General features: G+C 70.9%; 13 protein-coding genes and 3 pseudogenes. 12 read left to right on the forward strand and 4 right to left on the reverse strand.

The features are described from left to right. Positions 1–8 precede the first annotated feature (8 nt). The 4 genes from ABZT12_RS32625 to ABZT12_RS32640 all read left to right on the forward strand — a co-directional run bounded on the left by ABZT12_RS32625 (position 9) and on the right by ABZT12_RS32640 (position 9,667). Positions 9–1,601, forward strand: coding sequence for an alpha-galactosidase (locus ABZT12_RS32625; RefSeq protein WP_356391277.1), 1,593 nt, complete (start codon positions 9–11; stop codon positions 1,599–1,601). A gap of 24 nt (positions 1,602–1,625) precedes the next feature. Continuing rightward, positions 1,626–3,104, forward strand: coding sequence for a glycoside hydrolase family 76 protein (locus ABZT12_RS32630; protein WP_356391279.1), 1,479 nt, complete (start codon positions 1,626–1,628; stop codon positions 3,102–3,104). A 441-nt stretch (positions 3,105–3,545) separates the two neighbouring features. Further along, positions 3,546–6,788, forward strand: coding sequence for an ABC transporter permease (locus tag ABZT12_RS32635; protein WP_356391281.1), 3,243 nt, complete (start codon positions 3,546–3,548; stop codon positions 6,786–6,788). Positions 6,789–6,853: 65 nt separating this feature from the next. Further along, on the forward strand, positions 6,854–9,667 hold the full coding sequence (locus tag ABZT12_RS32640) for a hypothetical protein (protein ID WP_356391283.1): 2,814 nt from the start codon (positions 6,854–6,856) through the stop codon (positions 9,665–9,667). 72 nt (positions 9,668–9,739) lie between these two features. Here ABZT12_RS32640 and ABZT12_RS32645 read toward each other — a convergent pair whose 3' ends face one another. Both ABZT12_RS32645 and ABZT12_RS32650 read right to left on the reverse strand, forming a co-directional pair. After that, complete coding sequence (locus tag ABZT12_RS32645; protein WP_356391301.1) at positions 9,740–10,693, reverse strand: ABC transporter ATP-binding protein; 954 nt, start codon at positions 10,691–10,693, stop codon at positions 9,740–9,742. Between the two features lie 229 nt (positions 10,694–10,922). After that, positions 10,923–11,654, reverse strand: coding sequence for an ABC transporter ATP-binding protein (locus ABZT12_RS32650; protein WP_356391285.1), 732 nt, complete (start codon positions 11,652–11,654; stop codon positions 10,923–10,925). A 380-nt stretch (positions 11,655–12,034) separates the two neighbouring features. On the opposite strand from ABZT12_RS32650, the gene ABZT12_RS32655 reads away from it, so the two are divergent. The 3 genes and pseudogenes from ABZT12_RS32655 to ABZT12_RS32665 form a co-directional block, all read left to right on the forward strand. Beyond that, positions 12,035–12,352, forward strand: coding sequence for a helix-turn-helix domain-containing protein (locus tag ABZT12_RS32655; RefSeq protein ID WP_356391287.1), 318 nt, complete (start codon positions 12,035–12,037; stop codon positions 12,350–12,352). A 299-nt stretch (positions 12,353–12,651) separates the two neighbouring features. Further along, complete coding sequence (locus ABZT12_RS32660) at positions 12,652–13,047, forward strand: hypothetical protein (protein WP_356391289.1); 396 nt, start codon at positions 12,652–12,654, stop codon at positions 13,045–13,047. Positions 13,048–13,700: 653 nt separating this feature from the next. Beyond that, positions 13,701–14,786, forward strand: a pseudogene (locus ABZT12_RS32665) (right-handed parallel beta-helix repeat-containing protein); the annotation flags it as partial. An 847-nt stretch (positions 14,787–15,633) separates the two neighbouring features. Here ABZT12_RS32665 and ABZT12_RS32670 read toward each other — a convergent pair. Continuing rightward, the gene (locus tag ABZT12_RS32670) at positions 15,634–16,191 is read right to left on the reverse strand and encodes a substrate-binding domain-containing protein (protein WP_356391291.1); all 558 of its coding nucleotides are present in this window, start codon (positions 16,189–16,191) and stop codon (positions 15,634–15,636) included. Positions 16,192–16,198: 7 nt separating this feature from the next. Between ABZT12_RS32670 and rraA the strand changes: the two genes are divergently transcribed. The 5 genes and pseudogenes from rraA to ABZT12_RS32695 all read left to right on the forward strand — a co-directional run bounded on the left by rraA (position 16,199) and on the right by ABZT12_RS32695 (position 20,014). After that, positions 16,199–16,600, forward strand: coding sequence for a ribonuclease E activity regulator RraA (gene rraA / locus ABZT12_RS32675; protein WP_356391293.1), 402 nt, complete (start codon positions 16,199–16,201; stop codon positions 16,598–16,600). A gap of 394 nt (positions 16,601–16,994) precedes the next feature. Further along, positions 16,995–17,423 (forward strand): annotated as a pseudogene (locus ABZT12_RS32680) (carboxylesterase family protein); the annotation flags it as partial. A 16-nt stretch (positions 17,424–17,439) separates the two neighbouring features. Further along, positions 17,440–18,534 (forward strand): carboxylesterase family protein, encoded by a 1,095-nt coding sequence (locus ABZT12_RS32685; protein WP_356391295.1) that lies wholly within the window; start codon positions 17,440–17,442, stop codon positions 18,532–18,534. Positions 18,535–18,690: 156 nt separating this feature from the next. Next, positions 18,691–19,080 carry a hypothetical protein gene (locus ABZT12_RS32690; RefSeq protein WP_356391297.1) on the forward strand — a complete coding sequence of 130 codons (390 nt, stop codon included), beginning with the start codon at positions 18,691–18,693 and terminating at the stop codon, positions 19,078–19,080. Between the two features lie 100 nt (positions 19,081–19,180). Beyond that, positions 19,181–20,014: an SAM-dependent methyltransferase gene (locus tag ABZT12_RS32695; protein WP_356391299.1), complete on the forward strand. Its 834-nt coding sequence runs from the start codon at positions 19,181–19,183 to the stop codon at positions 20,012–20,014. 538 nt (positions 20,015–20,552) lie between these two features. On the opposite strand, the pseudogene ABZT12_RS32700 reads toward ABZT12_RS32695, so the two are convergent. After that, positions 20,553–20,841: pseudogene (locus tag ABZT12_RS32700) on the reverse strand (ISAs1 family transposase); the annotation flags it as partial.

A 20,841-nucleotide genomic window follows, 5' to 3' on the forward strand; every position in this document is an offset into this window, starting at 1 on the left:
CACCCCTCATGAGACGTCCGAGTGCCGCCCTCACCATGGTTCTCCTGCTGGTTCTCGCTCCGGCCCTGATTCTGCTCCCCGCCGCTCCGCCCGCGCAGGCCCTGGAGAACGGGCTGGCCAGGACGCCCCCGATGGGGTGGAACGACTGGAACGCCTTCGGCTGCGACGTCACCGAGCAACTGGTCAAGGAGACCGCTGACTCCCTCGCATCCTCGGGTCTGAGGGACGCCGGGTATCAGTACGTGAACATCGACGACTGCTGGATGTCGTCGGCCCGCAACAGCGCCGGTCAACTGGTGCCCGACCCGGTCAAGTTCCCCGACGGCATCAGCGGTACCGCCTCCTACGTCCACGGCAAGGGCCTCAAACTCGGCATCTACGAGAGTGCCGGCACCGCCACCTGTCAGGGGTACCCCGGAAGCCTCGGCCATGAGCAGACGGATGCCAACAGCTTCGCCGCCTGGGGCGTGGACTACCTCAAGTACGACAACTGCAACCACCAGAACGTGCCCGACCGGCAGCGCTACACCGCCATGCGCGACGCCCTCGCCAACACCGGCCGCCCGATCGCCTACAGCCTCTGCAACTGGGGCCTCGCCGACGTGTGGACGTGGGGCGCGGGGGTCGGCAACAGCTGGCGTACCACCGACGACATCAACGTCAACTTCTCCACGGTGGTGTCGATCTACAAGGCCAACGTCAGGCTCGCCCCGTACGCCGAGCCCGGCGCCTGGAACGACCCCGACATGCTCGAAGTCGGCAACGGCATGTCGTTCACCGAGGATCGCTCCCACTTCTCCCTCTGGTCGGAGATGGCCGCGCCACTGATCGCCGGAAACGACATGCGCAGGGCATCCGCCGCCACACTCTCCCTCTACGGCGACAAGGACGTCATCGCCGCGGACCAGGACCCCCTGGGCAAGCAGGGCACCGAGGTGTCCTCCTCAGGCGGCCTGCACGTACTGGCCAAGCCGCTGGCCGGTGGGGACGTGTCGGTGGTGCTCTTCAACGAGAACGCGTCAGCCGCCACCATCACCACCTCGGCCACCGCCGTCGGACTTCCCGCGGCATCCTCCTACCGGCTCGACAACCTCTGGTCCCATGCCGTCAGCAGCACCGGTGGAACGATCTCGGCCGGCGTCCCCGCCCACGGCTCCGTGATGTACCGGGTCTCCGTCGGCAGCGGCACCAGCGTCGGCACCACTCACCCCCTGGTGGGCGCCTCGTCCAACCGCTGTCTGGACGCCTACGACAACCGGACCGCCCCCGGCACCAAGATCGAGATCTGGGACTGCGGCGGCGGCGCCAACCAGGCGGTGACCGTCACCGTCACCGGTGAACTCCGGCTCTACGGCGGCACCCAGTGCCTGGACGCCTACAACAGCGGTACGGCGGCGGGCACCAAGGTGCAGCTCTACACCTGCAACGGGGGCGCCAACCAGAAGTGGAGCCTCAACCCCGACGGCACCGTCACCGGTACCCAGTCCGGCCTCTGTCTTGACGTCACGGGCGGCGACCAGGCAGCCGGCAACGTCAACGGCACCGCGCTCGAACTCTGGACCTGCAACGGCGGCGCCAACCAGCAGTGGCGCCTGAGCTGACCGACCGACCCTGACGGAGCTGACATGCAGTCAAACAGCGCTATCGCACGCCTGCTTGGGACCGGTCTGCTCGCCACCGCGCTGACCGTGGCACTCCTGATCCCGTCCTCCCCAAGGGCCGAAGCGTCGACCACGACGGTTCAGTCGACCGTCTGCAACAAGTACTGCGACGCGCGGGACCCCGCGCTCAGCGGCCAGGACCGCACCCCCGTCACCGCCACGCTCTTCTCGCGCACGTTCGTGCTCCACTTCGACGACGCCGACGCCATGGGATGGGCGTCGGTGGGCAATGGCAGCCCGGGGGACGAGGTGTGGATGGACCGTTCGTTCGACGGCGGGCGCACCTGGTCCTCGGGCAGCAGGATCGGCGACACCACGATTCCGGCGGGACGGGCCGGCTGGCGGACCCTGATGTACAACGTCGACGACTGGGCCGGCTACGGCATCGGTGCCCTGCGCGCCTGCGGCAAGGCCGGCGACCGCGCCGACATCGTCTGCACGCCCTGGGCCCGCTCCACCTGGAACGCCGCCGACCGGCGCACCGCGGCGGCCACCGCGCAGATGCAGTTCTACGACTACGGCAGCGGCCTCTTCGACACCACCGGCTGGTGGAACTCCGCCAACGCGCTGCACGCCGTCATCGACAACGCCCGGGTCACCGGCATGAAGAGCTACACCTACGCCATCGGCCGCACCTACGATCTGCAACTCAACGCCCAGGCGGGGCAGTTCCGCAACGACTACATCGACGACACCGGATGGTGGGGCCTCACCTGGATCGCTGCCTACGACCTGACCGGCGACAGCCGCTACCTGGCCACCGCCCGGGCCGACGCCGACCACATGGCGTCCTACTGGGACGGCACGTGCGGCGGCGGCGTGTGGTGGAGCACCGCGAAAACGGTGAAGAACGCCATCCCCAACTCCCTCTACATCGAGCTCGACGCAGCCCTGCACAACCGCATTCCGGGGGACACGACCTACCTCCAGCGGGCGCGGGCGGACTGGAGCTGGTTCCAGGGCACCGGCATGGTCAACTCCGACTCCACGGTCGGCGACGGCATCAGCCTGAGCACCTGCAAGAACGCCAACGCCACGGTGTGGAGCTACAACCAGGGCCAGTTGGTGGGCGGTCTGACCGAGCTGTACAAGGCCACGGCCGACTCCTCCGTACTGGCCGCCGCTCGTCGGATCGCCGACGCCAATACCGCCTCCAGCAGGCTCAACACCTCGGCGGGCATCCTCAAGGACCCCTGTGAGAGCGGGGATTGCGGTGCCGACGGACCCTCCTTCAAGGGCGCCGACGTACGCGGCCTGGCAAAACTCAACGCGGTCCTCTCCGACCACCCCTACACGGCGTACCTCGGCAGGCAGGCCGCGCAGGCATACGCCTCCGACCGCAACGCGCTCGACCAGTACGGCCTGCGCTGGTACGGCCCCCTGGACACGACCGACGCGGCCCGCCAACAGAGCGCCCTCGACGTGCTGGACGCCGCCTCCTGAGGTCCCGTGGCGGGGTGGCATCCGCTGTGGTGGGTCACGTCCGGTGGTGCGCTGTACAGGCGGTGGCGGTCATGGGCGCTGGTGTATCCCTTCGGACACCCCTCGCTACCGGGCATGAGCGGTCGAGGTGTCGAACTGTCTGCGTCAGTGGTCGCTTTCCGTCAACTACCGGGCATCGGGGAGACGTTGTGGGGCGAGGTCGCATCCCGGCCTGACGGCCCGCCGCTACGGTGCGGTGGGCGTCGAAGACCAGCGCTTCTTGCCCAGTTGGGGGAACGACTGGTAGGACTGGGGGCGCCGTCACCGTCACATGTTCGAGTCGCGGGGGTTCATGTGGTCGCCACGGCCTTCACGTCTGTACAGCGGCGACGCCCGAACGCTCCGCGCCCGGTCCGGCGGCGGCTGCCCGCCGCTGTACGCGGGGCCGCACGGCACCGGCTGGTGCTGGCCGCTGTCGCGGTGACCGTCCTGCTGTGTGCGACGGCGCTGGCCACGCTCGCGGCGCTGGCCCAGAGTTCGGTGCAGGCCGGAGCCGTGCGCCGACTGGCGGCCGACCCCGGCGCCCAGGCCAATGTCAACGCGTCCTTCAGCGCCGGAGGGATGGCCGCCGCCGACCGGGACGTGCGGGCCGCCGGCGGCCGGGTGTTCGCCGGGGTACCGCAGCGGACCTACGTCGGGCTGCTGGGCACCTCGCCGGTCTCGGTGACGGCGGTCGACGGAGTCACCGGCCCACCGCACAATCCCGGAGGCAGCGGGCTGCACGCGGTCGCGGTGCAGGACGCGGGACGCTTCGGGAAGCTGGTCGCCGGGCGCTGGCCGGCCGGCACGGCCCACGCTCCGGCCCGGGCGTTCACCTCGCTGCCCGACGTCCCGGTCGCCACCGGGTCCACCACCCCGGTCGACACCGCGGTGCCCGACGCGCTGGCCAAGCGCCTCGGCGTCACAGCCGGCTCCAGCCTCCAGGTACGGGACGCCTTCAACCGCGCCATGACGCTCCGGATCACCGGCGTCTTCCGGGCCACCGGTGCCGTCGGGTTCTGGCCCACGATGGCCGGCGACCTCAGCCCGGGCGAGAACGCCGACCAGCATCTGCTGGTCGTCCCGCCGTCGGCCCTCAACGGCAGCGCCGTCCTGAACGGTCACCTGACAGCCCACTGGAGCATCCAGCCCGACCTCTCCCGTCTCGACGCGGACAGCCTCGCCGGGCTGCGCGACCGGCTGCGCGCCTTCGCCGGCAGCCAGAGCCAGGTGTCGGTGTTCCGCGGGGGACAGCCGTCGCTGGAGGACCTGACGGTGGCCTCCGGTCTGCCGGGGGCGATCGACGCTCTGACGGTCCCGATGGTGGCGGCCCGGTCCTCGCTGTATCTGCCCGGCGTCATGCTGGCGGTGCTCGCCCTGGCCACTCTGGTGCTGGCCGCCCGCCAGTTGACCGTGCGGCGGCGCGACGAGCTGGCCCTCCAACGGGCCAGAGGCGCCGGCACCCCTCGGCTGCTGGGCGGCGCGGCGGCCGAGTGGGTGCTCACCGGCGTACCGGCCACCGCCGTAGCCCCTTTCCTGGCCGGGGTGTTGTATCCCGGCGGCCGGGGCGCCCTCGCGTGGGTCGCGGTGGGTCTGACCCTCCTGGTGCACGCGGCGGCGGTGCTGCTGCCCGTGTTGCCGTCGACGCGGTCGGGGCCGGCCCGCGGCGCCCGCGCCGCCGCCGCGCAACGGCTGAGCGCCGATCTGGCGCTGCTGGCCGTCGCGGCCCTGGGCTATGCGGAGTTGCGGCGCCACCACTCGCTGATCGCCGGCGTCGGATCCGGGAGCGCGTCCGTGGACCCGGTGCTCGTCCTGGTGCCGACCCTGGTGGCCGGCGCCGCCGCGCTCCTGCTGCTACGGCTGCTGCCCTTGACCTCGTTGCTGCTGGACGCGTTCGGCCGTCGTGGCCGGGGCCTCGTTCTCCCGCTCGGCGGCTGGCACCTGAGCCGGCGGGCCGCCCGCAACGCGGGACCGGTGGTCCTGATGTGCCTGGCCGTGTCGGTGAGCGTCTTCGCCACCACCGCCCTGGCCTGTCTGAGCGGCCTGGCATCGGCGGAGGCCGCGTTCACCGTCGGCGCCGACGTGCGGATCACGCCGTCGGCCGACGACAGCTTCCCCTCCACCGTGCTGGGCGGCGCCTATCACGCGCTGCCCGGGGTGACCGCCGTGACACCGGTGACGCGGTCGACGGTCAACCTGCCCGGCGGCGCCACCGAAGACCTCATCGGCACGGTCGGGGGACCCGCTCCCCGCACCCCGGCAGTGGTCGTCGACGGGATACCGCTGCCCGGGCGCCCGACCGCGCTGCTCCTGGACGAACGGCTGCGGAGCGACGGCAGCCGGGCGGCGCCCAGTCTGGAACTGACCTTGCAGGACGCCTCCGGCCTCGTCAGCACGGTCGGGGCCCGTCTCCCCGCGGCCGACGGCGCCAGACACACCGTAGTGACCCCACTCCACGTGACGCAGAGCGGCGGCCACCCGCGGGCGTATCCGCTGACAGTGACCGCCATCAGCGTCCTCCCCGAGCCGGGCGTGGCTCCCGTCCGGCTGGACCTGGAACTGGTCCGGCTCGGTGTCCGCGGCACCACCGACAGAGCGAACACCTGGGTGCCCCCGCTGCCCGGCGGCCAGGTCTGGGCCGACGGCACGGACCACGCCGCCGACCACACCGCGGGGGCCTGCAGAGGCGAACCGGACGGCGGCTACCTTCCCGGCAGCCCCGGGGTGTGCTCGATCGCACGCGGTCACTCCGCGGCGCTCAGGACCACCATCAGCACCGGCATGCGGGCCTCCGCCGAAGGAGCCTACGGCGGCCTCTCCGACAGCGACTACGCCACCCAGTCCGGCAGCGAGGTACGGCTCGTGGCGGGGCCGGCCGACGGTCCGGCACCGCTTCCGGTGCGCGCCGACGCCTCCGCACTGCGCGACGCGCGCCTGCACGTGGGCAGCACCACCGCACTGAAACTCAGCGTCGGCCAGGTCACCGCCGTGATCGTGGGCCGGGCGGGCCCCTTGCCCGGACTGGGCCGCGGACAGGGGCACCTGATCGTCGATCAGCGCCAACTCGCCTCCGCCACCACGCTGGCCGGTGCCGACCAGGCGGACCCCGCGTTCTGGTGGCTCAGCAGCACCGACAGCGCGCGTACGGCCGCTGCCGCCGAGGCACAACCCGCGCTCGGCCGTGTCACCACCACCGCGCGCACCGCCGCGGCCCTGCGGGCCGACCCGATGCGCAGCGGCCTGCGGCGCGTGCTGGAACTGGTCCGGTACCTGGCCCCCGGCTTCGCCGTCATCGCCTTCACCGTGCACGCGGTGGTCTCCACCAGGCAGCGCCGCAAGGAGTTCGCCCTGCTCCGTGCGATCGGCGTCCGTGCCAGGAGTCTCTCCGCGCTGCTGGGCTTCGAGCAACTGGGCCTGGCGCTCTTCGCGGTGGTGCCGGGAGCGCTCATGGGCGTGGCCCTGGCCGCCGCGGTGCTGCCGCTGGTCACCGTCGACGACAGCGGACAGGCCCCCTATCCGCCACTGCCGCAGGTCATCCCCTGGGCCACCGTGGCGCTGACCGCGGTGGCCACCGCCCTGGCCATCAGCGCGGTCGTGCTGTCGCTGGCCCGGCTGCTGGCCCGAGTCGACCTGGTACGCGTGCTGCGAGCGGGGGAAGACCGTTGAGGCTGATGGCCGGACACGACCGGGAAGGGCGGACGGTGACGCGAGCCGCCGGCAGGGGCACCGCGGTGACTCGGCGCCTGGTACGCCGGGAGACCCGCGGCGACCTGCCGCTGCTGGCCTGCCTCGCGGTGCTGGTCCTGATGCTGACGGCGCTGTGCGCCTGGGCCCCCGCCCTCGCGGGCCGACAGGAGGACCTGGCACTGCGTCAACGCGTGGACGCCACGCAGGCCCAGGCACCCCTGATCAGCCTGAGCGCCACACCGGAGATCTTCACCACCAGTCCGCCATCTGTCGACATCGCCACCCTGCTCGGCGCCGGCCACACCCTCACCGAACAACTCAGCGGCCCCGCCGCCCGCCACCTGCCCGTCGCCGGAAGCGGATACGACTACGACCCGGCGTCCCTGAGCACGCCGAAGCCACCGGGACCGGCCGACACCAGTACCCAACTCACCGTCAGCTACCTGCCGTCCGCGCGAACCCATCTGCGCTACGTCAGCGGACGCGCCCCGGCCGATCACACACCGTTGGGCACCGCGCCCCAGATCGGCCTGTCGCAGGCCACCGCGCGGGCGCTGGGCCTCCGGGCCGGCAGTCGGCTGACGCTCGACTTCGCCAAGACCCCCGCGGTGCAGAGCGCCCCGCCCCGCGCGCGCTTGGTGGTGAGCGGGGTCTACCGCGCCACGGCGCCGACGGACGACTTCTGGAGCGGTCGGGAGGCGTTGGAGAGGCCGTCGCGCTACCCGGCGGCGCGCTCCGCCGGTACGGTGCTCGCCGCGCGCGGCCTCGTCGGCGTCGACGCCGCCGACCTGCTGGCCGGTGCGGGTGTGGGCGGCCCCCGGGTGACCTGGCAGCTGCGGGCCGACCTGTCCGGACCGGCCCTCGACCGGGCCCGCGCACTCAAGGGGCCACTGTCCCACTACAGCGAGGACCTGAGCGCCGCCCTGTGCCAGGGGAGCGACCCGATCACCGACGACATCAGCTGCCGGGTCGGCACCGCGGCCACCGGACCTCTGCTGGTCACCGACTTCCTGACGCCCCTGCTCGCCGAGTTCACCGCTCAGGACGACCAGGCCAGGGCGCTGGCCGCGTTCGCCGTCGACGCGCTGGCCGCGGTCACCCTGGCCACCGTCGCCGTCGCCGTACGGCTGCTGCTGCGCCGGCGCCGGACGCACCTGCGGCTCCAGCGCGCGCGGGGGGCGTCCACCGCGCGGCTGGTGGTGCTGCGCTGCGCCGTGGCCTGGCCGGTGGTGCTGGTCGCCGCGCCGCTCGGCTGGGCGGCCGGACAGGCCCTCGCTCCCACCGACACGTCCGGGTCGCCGCAACCGGTACCCGCCGTCCTCGCCACCACGGTGGTGCTGCTGACGGTGCCGCTGATGACCTGGCTCGCGGTGCGCGAACCGCGCAGGCCTGGCCGGCTGCGGCGGTCGCGCCGAAACACCGTCGCCGGCCGACGCCTGGTCCTGGAGCTGACGGTGCTGCTCGCGACGGCGGCGGGTGTGGTCGCGCTGCGCACGCAGGGCCCCGACGGGATTCTGGGTGCCGTGCCCGTGCTGGTGGCGCTGGCCGTCGTACTGGTACTGCTGCGCCTCTACCCGCTCGTGCTGAGGCTGGTGCTGCGCCGTTCCCGGCGCGGCCGGGGAGCGGTGGGCTTCATCGGCGCGGCCCGCGCCGCGCACGACGCCCCGGCGACGGGACTCGCCCTCTTCGTCCTGGTACTGACGCTGGGTACGGCCGTCTTCGGCGGCCTCGTGCACCGTACGATCGGCGACGGCCTGGCCACGGGCGCGGCCTGGACCACCGGTGCGGACGCGAGCGCGACCGTGGCCGGGAACGTGTCGCCCGCCGCGACGGCGTCCTCGTCCGGGGCCGCGGGAGTACGCTCCGCCCTCCAGCACCTGCGCACCCTGGACCTGGCCGGCCAGGCCGACGGCGCGGTGGTCTCCGGGGTCGCCGTGATCACCGCGGATCCCCGTCAACTGGCCGCCGTCGCACCGGAGTCGCCGCTGGCCGACGCCCTGCTGTCGAAGCTCGCCGCCCGGTCGGCGACCCGGACCGGCGCGAGCGCCGCGCTGCCGTCGTTCCTCTCGCCCGGCCTGCGCGGGCGAGAGCGCACGGGGGGTTTCACCTCCACCGTCGTGGCCCCCGGCAAGGCCCCGGTGAACCTGACCATCGAACCGGTCGGCACCCTCACCGCCGCGGAGCTGCGCGACCCGCTCCTGGGGCCCGTCACGGCGCAGATACCCGCCGGGACACCGCTGCTGATCACCAGCGCCGCCACCGAACACCTGCTGCCCCGCCAGTCCTCGGGAACCACGCTCCTGCTCCTCAAGGGCGACGGCAGCGCCGCCGCCGAACCCGCGGCGCTGCGTTCGGCGGCGGCCAAGGCGCTCGGACCGTCGGCCCGGATCAGCGTCCGTTCACAGACGCTGAACGCCCTGCGCGCGGACGGCCTGACACGGGGACTCACCACGGTCTACTCCACCAGCTCGGCCTTGGCCGCGCTGTCCGGCCTGCTCGCACTCGCCCTGGAACTGACCCTCACCTCCCACGAGCGCGGCCGTACGACCTCGTTCCTGCGCACGCTCGGACTCGGCGCCAAGGAAGCCGCGGCGCTGAACTTCCTCCAACTGCTGCCGCTGGCGGTGGCCACCGCGGTGGGCGGCACCCTGCTCGGGCTGCTCGAACCGCGGCTGATGGCGCGGACACTGGATCTACGGCAGTTCACCGGCGGTCCGGCCCAACCGGCGCTGCGGACCGACTACTCGCTGACCCTGGCCCTGGTCGCCGGCGTGACCGTGCTGATCCTGGCCGCCGCGGCAGGCGAGACCGTCCTCGCCCGCCGACGCCGCCTGGGAGCCGTCCTGCGCCTGCCGTGAGAGCTTCGCGGGCGAGGCTCCGCGGTCGGAGGCTGCCGCGAACGGCCCGCTCACCGCGCAGCCCGCACCCTTCTATCCCTTCGCGCCCTTCGTGTCGGACTTCGCCCGCCGCGCGGCTTCGTCGGGCCACACACCGATGTGGTCGCTCTCCAGGGCCAGCCGTACCCGCTTGCGCAGGTGCAGGCGTTCGGTGAACTCGCCCGGCAGTTGGAGCCGGCCGCTGCCGTCCAGCACGGCGTACTCCTCGGCGGTGAGCACCTCGACGCCGTCCTCACCGGTGGCGACCCGGCGTATCACCTCGGTCGAGGTACGGCCGTTGCGGATCAGCACGGTGCGCTGGACCTGCTCGGACACCAAGGTGTCGTGCGTGACCACGAGCACGGTGACGCCCAGCTCCTCGTTGGCCCGGCGCAGCGCGGCGAAGACCTCGTCGCTGGTGGCGGTGTCGAGTTCGCCAGTGGGTTCGTCGGCGAACAGCACCCGGGGCTCGTTGGCGTTGGCGACTGCGACGGCGACCCGCTGCTGCTCGCCGCCGGACAGCGTGTCGGGGGTGCGGTCCCGGCAGTGGCCGACGGACAACAGGTCCAGCAGTTCCTCCGCCCGGGCCCGGCGCCGGGAACGCTTGACCCCGGTGTAGGTCATCGGGAGCATCACGTTCTCGGCGGCCGAGAGGTAGGGCATCAGGTTGCGGGACGTCTGCTGCCAGACGAAGCCCACGGTGCTCCGCCGGTACCGGAGCCGGTCGCGGCGCTTCATCGCCAGCAGGTCGTGGCCGTCGACCTCGGCGGCGCCCGCGGTGGGCAGGTCCTGGCCCGAGAGTATGCCCAGCAGGGTGGACTTGCCCGAGCCGGAGGCGCCGATCACCGCGATCATCTCGCCCCGGGCCACGGCCAGGTCGAGACCCTGGAGGGCCTGCACTTCGACGCCCTCGGTCCGGTAGATCCGCACCAGGTTCTCGCAGACGATCAGCCCCTCCTCGCGTCGCGGCGCGGAGGCCGCGGCGGCCCGCCGGCCCAACTCGGCCAAGTCCGGTGCCACGGTCGGCTGTTGAGGGGCTGCCACGCGGTCTCCCGAGGAGGTGAGGACTGGACGGGGTGCAGGCTGCGAAGAGCACCGCCGGACAGTCGCCAGGGTAATGCGCGAGTGCGGACGAGGGGCCGGATCGGCCGGGTCGGCGGCGCGGCGGGCCGAGCACCAGGCGCGGGCTGTCGCCGTCCGGCGCGGGCTTTCGCCGCCGGCTCCGGGGGCGCCGGGGTCAGGTGTCGCCGATCACGCGGCCGTCGCGGAGTTCGAGCACCCGGTCGGCGAGCATCAGGAGTTGGGTGTCGTGGGTGGCGACGAGGGCGGTGACGGATTCACTGCGGACGACGGCGCGCAGCAGGTTCATCACGGTGAGGCCGGTGTCGGCGTCGAGCTGGCCGGTGGGTTCGTCGGCGATGATCAGGGCGGGATTGTTGGCGAGCGCGCGTGCGATCGCGACCCGCTGCTGCTGGCCCCCGGACAGCTCGCCGGGACGCTGCTCGGCGTGGTCGGAGAGGCCGACCAGGGAGAGCAGGAGGCCGACGCGGGCGTCACGCTCGCGGGCCGGAACCTTGCGCAGGCGCAACGGAACGCCGACGTTCTCGGCGGCGGTCAGGATCGGCAGGAGACCGAAGGACTGGAACACGAAGCCGATACGGTCGCGGCGCAGCGCCAGCAGGTCGTCGTCGCCGAGCCCGGCCAGGTCCGTGCCGTCCACGGTGATCCGGCCGCCGTCCGGGGTGTCCAGTCCGCCGACCAGGTTGAGCACCGTCGTCTTGCCGGAGCCGGAACGGCCTCTGAGGGCGACGAGTTCGCCGCGCGGCACGGCGAAGGAGACACCGCGCAGGGCGTGCACGGCGGTGTCGCCGCTGCCGTAGGTGCGGCGCAGGTCCTCGACCACCACCATGTCGCCGGCAGGCGCCCTGACGTCCGCAACCGCGCCTCGATCACTGAACAGCTCGCTCATGTTCCCTTCCCCCCGCCCGGCCGGGACGGTCCTGATCCGCACCGTACGGTACGCCGGGCCCCACCGGAAGGTAGGCCGGCCACGGGCCCTGCCGGGCAGGGCGTTGGACCGGCCGTACGCCAACTCCCGTAACCCGATGGTCCGTTGGCGCGCTGACCAGACCCGGTCAGAGGCACGGCCACAGGCCACGGCCATTGAGGCCGGGTACGCGGTCGGCTACGGCGCCCGGACCATCGGGTCGGGTGCTGACGCCCACCGCGCCGGCGGCCACGTCCTGACCGAAGTGCGGCGGGTGGGACACCGGAAGCCGGAGGTGTCGCCTGCACCGGAATGGCACTCGTGACGATCGACAGCCGGGCCGAGGATACGAGGGGGGTGGCATGGTGACGAAGTTCGACGGTCCCGGCCTGCGGGAGCGCGAGAAGGACGAGACACGGCGGTCGCTGCGGGACGCGGCGGCCGAGCTGTTCGCCGAACGCGCCTTCCCGCGGACCACGGTGGCCGACGTCACGGCTGCCGCGAACGTGTCCGAGCGGACGCTCTTCCGGTACTTCGACAGCAGGGAGGCGCTCCTGCTGCCGGACAGCGTCGATTTGTTCGCCGAGAACGAGGAGGCGTTCCGGGCTGGGCCCGCGGGTGAGGCCCCCTGGAAGCAGGGGCGTACGCAGGCAGGTGGTACGGACTTCAGGCTGGACTGACGGCTCTCCTCACGCTCGCGGCCGGGCATCAGCGGGTCGCGATGGCGGGGGTGGGGATGGCACCGCGACGGGAGTTGGCGGCAACGAGACGACACCTGTCCGGCAACGACGTTGTCCCGCAGGGCGGTTGTGCCGCCGAGACGCCCGTGACCCGGAGGGCGAAGGGTCGGCCGACGGCGGATTTCCCTGTCAGCGGGCGCTTCGCCTGACGAGCAGTCAGGAATGACTTCAGTCGTTGCATGTCGGCAAGTCCGGGTACCCGACTGGTCGGCAGACCGATGGACGAGTATGGGAGTGACATGGCGAAGACGAAGGCAGCCGGTACCACGCAGCCGAAGGCCGCCGCGGCGGCAGGCCGGGCCGCGAAGGGTGGCAAGTCGAAGAGCAGCAGGACGGCCGCTGCGAGCGCGCTGTCGCAGACCTCCGGCAAGGCGGGCGCGGCCGACGCGAAGACGACCAAGTCCGAGTCGGCCGCCGCAGCGGGCAAGACCATGGGGGCCAAGAAGCGGTCGAAGTCCGAGAAGAGGGCCGCGGCCAGCGCTCTGGCCCAGTCTCCGGCCAAGTCCCCGCGCAGGCCGGGCAAGAAGACGCTCACCGCCGCGGCCAAGGTGTTGGCCGACAAGAAGTCGACCAAGGCGGAGCGTTCCGAGGCGGCGAGTACGCTCGCGCAGGCTGCGGCGTTCGCCCTCAAGTAGCGTGATCACCGCTCAGCGGACTCCTCGACGCCCCGATGCGGCCGTCGGCCGGAAGCTGTCCTGTCGGCCGCGGTCGACGGCAGCCAGGGTCGCGGCCCGCCTCTCCGAGGCGGCCGCCGCCGTCTGAAGCGCGCGCGTGAAGTACGAAAGCCCTGGAGTACGAAGGCCCTGGCGCCCACCGGCGCCAGGGCCTCGCCTCCCGCCTCACACTCCGATCTGGGCCGGGCACTCAGCTGCCGTTCGGTCCCAGCCCTTGTCCGTTCCCTGCGTCGGCGCGGCAGTGGTTGCGGGCCGACGGATACCGACCGACACCGGCGAGGCGAAGCCCTACCTCGCATCCGTCCAGAACGCCTTCTTGCCGGACTACGCCCCCGGAGTCGTTCTCCTCGGTCCGCAAGGACGATCAGAACGCGGCGTCCGGCAATCGTTCGTCAATGTGAACAGGAATCACCTACTCACCTATTGACGCGTTCACGGCAAGCGCTTACGGTCGTCCGCGAGGCATCGAGAAAGCGCTTTCCCTCTGCATGGTACCCCCGGTTATGGACGAACCTGGAGGAAGAACGATGCAAGTGAGGCCCATCATCGCGTGTGTCAGCCTGCTGTCCGGCGCGCTCGTCGCGCTGTCCGGCACCCCGGCCCAGGCCGCGAGCGCCACCCAGTACGTGTCGCCGAGTGGCACCGACAGCGCGGCCGGCACCCAGTCCGCCCCGACGACGCTCGCGACGGCGATCAGCCGTATCGCATCCGGCGGCACGATCTACCTGCGGGGCGGCACGTACAGCTACTCCTCGACGATCACGATCCCCGCGGGCAGCGACGGCACATCGAGCGCCCGCACCACCCTGTCCGCCTACCCGGGCGAGACCCCCGTGCTGAACTTCGCGGCGCAGAGCGAGAGTTCGTCGAACCGCGGGCTCCAGCTGAACGCCAACTACTGGCACCTGTACGGCCTCACCGTCCAGCATGCCGGAGACAACGGGATCTACGTCGGCGGCAGCAACAATGTCATCGAGCGCACGGTGACCGCGTACAACCGCGACACGGGACTGCAACTGGGCAGGATCTCCTCCAGCACCTCCAGCAGCCAGTGGCCGTCGAACAACCTCATCGTGAGTTCGGAATCGCACGACAACGCCGACTCCGACGGCGAGGACGCCGACGGTTTCGCCGCGAAGCTCACCACCGGCACCGGGAACATCTTCCGCTACGACGTCTCGCACAACAACATCGACGACGGCTGGGACCTGTACACGAAGACCGACACCGGTGCGATCGGCCCGGTGACCATCGAGTACTCCCTGTCCTACACGAACGGCAAGCTGAGCGACGGCACCGTGAACTCCAACGGTGACCGCAACGGCTACAAGCTCGGCGGCGACGACATCGCGGTCAACCACGTGGTCCAGCACGACATCGCCTACGGCAACGGCCACCACGGGTTCACGTACAACAGCAATCCGGGCAAGATGACGATCTCGAACAACGCGAGCGTCGACAACGCGGAACGCAACTTCTCCTTCGACAAGGGGACTTCGGTCTTCCGGAGCAACACCTCTTGTCGCTTCGACGTCAGCGGCTCCAACGACAAGACGGTCGGCGACGCCGACACCTCGAACCAGTTCTGGACCGGCGCGAACGGCTCTCGCTGCTCCTCCTACAGCGGCGCGCTGGGCTGGTCCTTCGCATCAAACGGGCACCTCGCGGTGACCTTCGGCGGCACGGTCGTGACGCCGTAATCACGACACCGGCAGAGACCAGGCGTTCGCGCTCCACAACGGCGCGAACGTCGTCCAGCCATGCCGCGGCGTCGGACGCGCGTCGCGTGCGCCTCGTACGTCGGGGCGGAGGCCGGCCGCGCTGTTTCCGGTGCCATGGGTCGCAGGGCTCCGATGCGGACCCGCGCCGATCACCCTGGCCGCGCCGCACGGACTCTCTCCGTCGACGGCCGGTCCCCGAGACGCGCCCGCGAGTGGGTGCAACGGTCCGCGAGCTGGCCGCCCGCGGCCCGGTCAGTGCGGCCCGGGCCCCTCGTCCTTCTCTTCCGGCCTCTGGCCGCGGGTGTCACGGTGAACGGTCACGAGCCTCTTCCGAAGCCAGCGGCCGCTCCCACCTGCTCGGCCCGTACGGCTCAGCCGGTGCTGGTGTTGTAGAGCTTGTCGCCGCTGTAGACGGCGGTCACCGTTCTGCCGGTCCAGGTGGAGGCGTTGCCGGTGAGGAACGCTTTGCCCTGCTGAGCTTGCCGGTCGCGACGCCGTCGGCCCTGAATTGGACGGTGCCGGTGGGCGTGGCGGGTTCTGCGGTCGCCGGGGTGACGGTGGCGATCACCTTCGAGGTGCCGGTGGTCACCGCGGTGGTGGTGGCGCGGAAGCCGACCCGGGTGAGGAAGTCGTACAGCGCTGGTAGCCGGTGGGGCCCTTGCCCGTGTGGGTCACAGTGGGGCCGAGGGCGGTCGAGGCAGCCACGGAATCCGACGTGCGGGCGCTCGCCGCAGTGGTGGTCAGCAGGGTCGCGGTCGTCAGTGCGCCGACGACTGTCACGGCCCTGTGAGGCATCAGGCAGAACAGCCGGACGAACGGGGCGTGATCAGGAGGCACCCGTCGCGGATGCCGACAGGGGCATGGCGCCTCCCGCGACCTTGGAGTCGTGGCTCCAACGGATCTCTGGCGTGGCGTCATCCGAAGCGGCCCGTCCGACGCGCACGAGGAGTTCGATCAACTCACGGATGACTTCCCGCTGTTCGTCGCCCGGGCGGACCACGATCGCGGTGGCCCGCACGAGTGGCATGCCGTCGATGTCGACAACGACGAGACGACCGTCCTTCAACTCGTCGCCGATGGCCGGTCCTGGCAGCACGGTGAGCGCGGAACCGCTGACCGCCGCCTGTTTCATTACGTCAAGGCTCTGAGAATCGATGTCGACCCGCAGTCGGGCGCCCGCCTTGACGGACCATCGCTCCACGAGCTGGCGTGACCGCATGGAGGGGATGTAGGTGGCGAAGGGGTAGACGCCGATCGCGCGGACCCGTTCCTCGACCGGGATGCGGAGAATCTCGTGTCCGGGGGCGGCCACCAGATGCAGTTTCTCGTCCATGAGGGCGACAGTGCTGAGCTGCGGATCCGCCGGCACTCGGTAGAACCCCACGTCGGCGTTGCCGCCTTTCGGCGGAACGCGCGCGTTCCGCGGGCGGATCGTGACGGTTCAGTGCGACGAGGACAACGTCCTTGCCCGTCAGGCGTTGTCCGAGGCGGGCGAGGGCCGCGTGCTCGTCGTCGACGGCGGTGGCTCCCTGCGCTGCGCCCTCATGGGAGACCAGATGGCTGAGCTGGCGGTCGAGAACGGCTGGGCCGGTGTCATCGTGAACGGGGCGGTCCGCGACGTCGTCGCGCTGCGCCGACTCCCCTTCGGACTGGCCGCCCGGGGCTCCAACCCGCTCAAGAGCGGTAAGTGGGGCACCGGTCGACGCGACGTCGACGTGACGTTCGGCGGTGTCACGTTCCGACCCGGCGACACCGTGTGCGTCGATGATGACGGCCTCGTCGTCCTTCCCTGACCGTCGTGCCGAGCGTCCTGCCGGGGCGTGGAGGAGTCACGGAAGGACGGGCACGCGACGCGGTGTCCAGCCCGCTGCAAAGGCCGTCGCCGCCGCAGCGGACGACCGGATTCCCCGCGGCTCAGCCCTGCGAGACCCCGACCGCCCCGTGCACCTGGCGACCGGACATGTCCACCACTTGATCCTGATGCCGCCCGGGCCACTCGCCGGGCCTCATGAGAAGAGGTTCGTTCCATGAGTCGCGCGAAGAAGACAGACAGCTGCCGTCCGCTGTCCGAAGGATCTCGCCGCCGGACAGCCATTTTCGTCGCCCTGATCCTGGCCGTCGCCGGAGTGCTCGGCACAGGCGTCAGCACCGCAACAGCAGATACCCGGGCCTCGGGCTCCGGTGAGGGTGGCCGGATCTCACACCCTGAACAGCGCGATCGCGGGTACCACCACCGACAGTTACGGTTCGTTCGAGGACATCCCCTCCGCCCGGGCGCCTGTCGGCCGGCTGCGCTGGAAGCCGCCCCAGCCGGCCGCCTCCTGGACCGGCGTTCGCGACGCCACCGCGCCCGGGCCGGCCTGCACGCAGACCGGTGGAAGCGGCACAAGCTCCAGCGAGGACTGCCTCGACCTGAACGTGTGGACGCCGGCCGACGCGCACCCGGGGTCGAAGCTGCCCGTCGCGGTGTGGATCTACGGTGGCGCCTACCGATCCGGCTCAAGCAGCAGCTACCGACCCGTGTCCATGGTGAACCAGGGCAACATGCTCGTCATCACCATCGACTACCGCCTCGGCGCCATGGGCTTCCTGACCCTTCCCCAGCTCGACCACGACAACGGAGTCCCTTCCGGTGACTACGGGCTGCTCGACCAGATCCAGGCCCTTCGTTGGGTTCAGACAGAACGTCGCCCAGTTCGGTGGCGACCCGAGCCGGGTGATGGTCGCGGGCCAGTCCGCCGGCGGCGAGTCCATATGCACGCTCCTGGCCTCGCCGAAAGCCGCGGGACTGTTCAGCCGCGCTGTCATCGAGAGCGGCCTCACCTGCATCGAGGCCGACCGTGAGACGGCCCAGCGGAATGATGCCGCGTTCGTCACCGATCTCGGCTGCGACAGTTCCGCGACGGCTGCGACCGTGGTGGCGTGCCTGCGGAACAAGTCGCCCGCCGAGATCCTCGCGGCGCAGACGACGGCCGGACAGATCTGGTACCCGACCACACAGGTACCCGCACAACCCGAACAGGTGCCCGTCGCCTTCGCCACCGGTGCTTTCAACCACGTGCCAGTGCTGATAGGCACCACCGGAGACGAGGGAGCCTCCTTCATCTACTCCGCTACGGACGCCATCGGCCTACCACTGACCCCTGCCGCGTACCACGCCGACCTTCAGGCGTCGTTCGGCGCGACCGCCCCCCAGGTATCGGATCACTATGCGCTGGGCGACTACAGTGTGCCCGGCGCCGCCGAGGCCCAGATCAAGACCGACGTCGGTTTCACGTGCCCCATGCGCTCCAACGCCGCCTCGCTCACCGCGACCGCTCCGACCTACGTGTACGAGTTCCGTGACACCACCGCGGCGGGAAACATCGACGGCGGTCCGCAACACGCGGCCGAACTGCCCTATCTGTGGGGGACGAAGGACTCCGCCACGCTGACGGACGAGCAGCAGCGGCTGTCCCACGACATGATCGCCTACTGGGCCGCATTCGCCCGCACCGGAAGGCTCGCCGTCCGAGGACTGCCCGCAGTCCCGCGCTACTCGTCCGCCGAGCCGCACGAGATCGCCTTCAACAGTGACGGTCCAGCCCTGGTCTCAGACACGGCCAGGAATCACCAGTGCGGTTACTGGGATTCGTACTTCACCGACGGGTTCCCGTTCCACTTCTCCCCGGGCAGTCCCCTGGCGTTCCCGTCGAACGATCGACTGACACCGCGTCAGGGCAGGTAGTCACACATGGCGGACCAGCGCCGTACAGCACACGTTCCGTACGGCACACTCTCAGAATTCAAGCGGCAAACGAGGCAGTGAGCCTCTTCCAACCAGCCGTCAGGTTGGAAGAGGCTCACTGCCTCCGACGCGCAACTTGCCACGCATGTCGAGCACGTGGCCGACGTACCCCTTTCAGGCGGTTGCGCCATGGATACGCTCGGGAATCTCTATCTGTCGGACATCGACAACAAGCGCATCCTGCTCATGACTCAGTCCGGCAAGAAGACCGTTCTGGCCGCGAGCCCCGAACTTGTCAGCCCTGACGGCTCATTCATCGGCGCGGATCGTCGACTGTACGTCCCCGCACCGCAGACAGAAAGAACACAACTGTTCGGCAATTCCAACGACATGACGAAAAAGCCGTTCCTTGTTCTTTCCCTGGAGTTGCCGGAGAGATTCGACGGAACCGAACTAGGAGGCGCGGTCACGGGCGGTCCGGCTGAGGGAAAGGACTGCTGGCACGCCGCCCTGGCGTCGGCGAACGCGAGCCGGTCCCGGCGGTAACGCTACGTGTGCATGATCACGGGGAAAGGTGACCCTCGCGCCGCCCCGACCGGCTGGAGGACGCCAAAACAGGGGTACGCAGGCGCCGTTGCTGAGGAGAATGGCCGCCATGACGTACGAAGGCTCCTCCATCGACCCGGCCAAGCCCAGCATCGCCCGCGTCTACGACTACCTGCTCGGCGGCAAGGACAACTACGCCGTGGACCGTGAGATCGGCGACGTGTTCAAGCGCGACTTACCCGGTTCGGTAGCCATCGCCTTCGCCAACCGCGCGGCCCTGACGCGGGCGGTCAGGGACATCGCGAAGACCACCGGCATCCGGCAGTTCATCGACCTGGGCAGTGGCCTGCCGACCGCGGACAACGTCCACCAGGTCGCGCAACGGCACGCTCCCGAATCCCGGGTCGTCTACGTCGACACCGACGCCCAAGTGCTGGTCCACGGCCGCGCACTGTTGGAGAACGACGACCGCACCCGTGTCGTCGCGGTCGATGTGCGCAACCCCGAAGGCATACGCACTCACCCCGACACCCTCGAAATCATTGACTTCACTCGTCCCATCGCCGTCATCCTCAGTGCCATCCTCCACCACATCAACGATGACGAGGACCCGGCCGGCATCGTCCGCTACTGGCGCGACCACGTCCCCTCCGGAAGCCACTTCTTCATCAGCCACTTCCGCTCCGGCAACAACCCGGAGACCGCGGAGGCCGAGAAGGTCCTCCAGCAGACGTTCGGCCGCGGCCGGTGGCGCACCGACGCGGAAATCGCGTCCCTGCTGGACGGCCTGGAGATCCTCGACCCCGGGATCGTCCCCGCGTCCCTGTGGCGTCCCGACGAGACCGACAACCCGTGGAACAGCGGCGAAAGACGAGAGCTCACGGTCTGGGAACACCTCATCGCCGCCGGACTGGCCCGGAAGGTCCAGACGTGATTCCCGGATGACGATTTTCGGGCGGTCGCGCCTCTGGCCGCCGGGTCGCGGTGGCGCAACGACTCGGCATCCACACCGGCAGGTGAGTGGACTGGCGTCCTGCCCGACCGCACCGTGCAAACCCCGGCGGGTACGGAGCTCCGCTCCACCCTGACTGGAAGCCACCTGAGTGTTCCCGGCACGGGTATGCCAGGACGGCTGGAGGTAGTAGCGGTCCTGGCAGAAACCTGTTCACCGTCCCGAGGTTGCCGGGACTGTCGGCTGCTGACTTTCGGCGACTGGTCCGTAGCCGTTCGGCGGTGGGTTCGGTCGCGTTAGGGAGCGGCGGTGGCGCGCGAGGTGGCGAGGTCGACCCGGGATCGGTGCGGGCGGGTCTGCGGGCCTGGAGGTGCGACGCGCCCCCACCGTCGGCTCTCGGTCAGCGACGCTCTCGTGGTTGTCGGTTGCCGCTGGACCTGGATTCCCTCATGGCGGGAGGCTCCCCGCCGCGCCCGCCACCCCAGGGCTTCGGCGAAGTCGCGTGACGTCCGTTTCGTGATCAGGCGAGCCCGAGGAGGGTGAGCGGTCGGTTCGCGTCGCGGGCGTTGTGGCGGAGGGCGGCGGTGTTGGTTGAGCCAGCCAGTCGCAGGGCTCCGATGGCGAGGTTGCGGCAGGTGGCCATTGCTCGGGGCGCGTTGCCGGTGCGCAGTTGCGAGGCGTCCTCGGCGAACGTGGTGTCTCTGACGTGGTGCAGGGCCTCGATCTGCCAGTGACCACGGATCAAGGCCGCGAGCTGGGCGGGGCCAGCCTGCTCGGCGGTGAGGCTGGTGACGGCGTAGACGGTCTTG

Source organism: Streptomyces sp. NPDC005423 (genome assembly GCF_040606415.1).
Classification (GTDB): domain Bacteria; phylum Actinomycetota; class Actinomycetes; order Streptomycetales; family Streptomycetaceae; genus Streptomyces.

Coding starts and splice junctions, on each gene's coding strand:
- ABZT12_RS32660 (WP_356391289.1), top strand. CDS start 12,652: ATGGCGAAGACGAAGGCAGCCGGTACCACGCAGCCGAAGGCCGCCGCG.
- ABZT12_RS32625 (WP_356391277.1), top strand. CDS start 9: ATGAGACGTCCGAGTGCCGCCCTCACCATGGTTCTCCTGCTGGTTCTC.
- ABZT12_RS32650 (WP_356391285.1), bottom strand. CDS start 11,654: ATGAGCGAGCTGTTCAGTGATCGAGGCGCGGTTGCGGACGTCAGGGCG.
- ABZT12_RS32630 (WP_356391279.1), top strand. CDS start 1,626: ATGCAGTCAAACAGCGCTATCGCACGCCTGCTTGGGACCGGTCTGCTC.
- ABZT12_RS32695 (WP_356391299.1), top strand. CDS start 19,181: ATGGCCGCCATGACGTACGAAGGCTCCTCCATCGACCCGGCCAAGCCC.
- ABZT12_RS32655 (WP_356391287.1), top strand. CDS start 12,035: ATGGTGACGAAGTTCGACGGTCCCGGCCTGCGGGAGCGCGAGAAGGAC.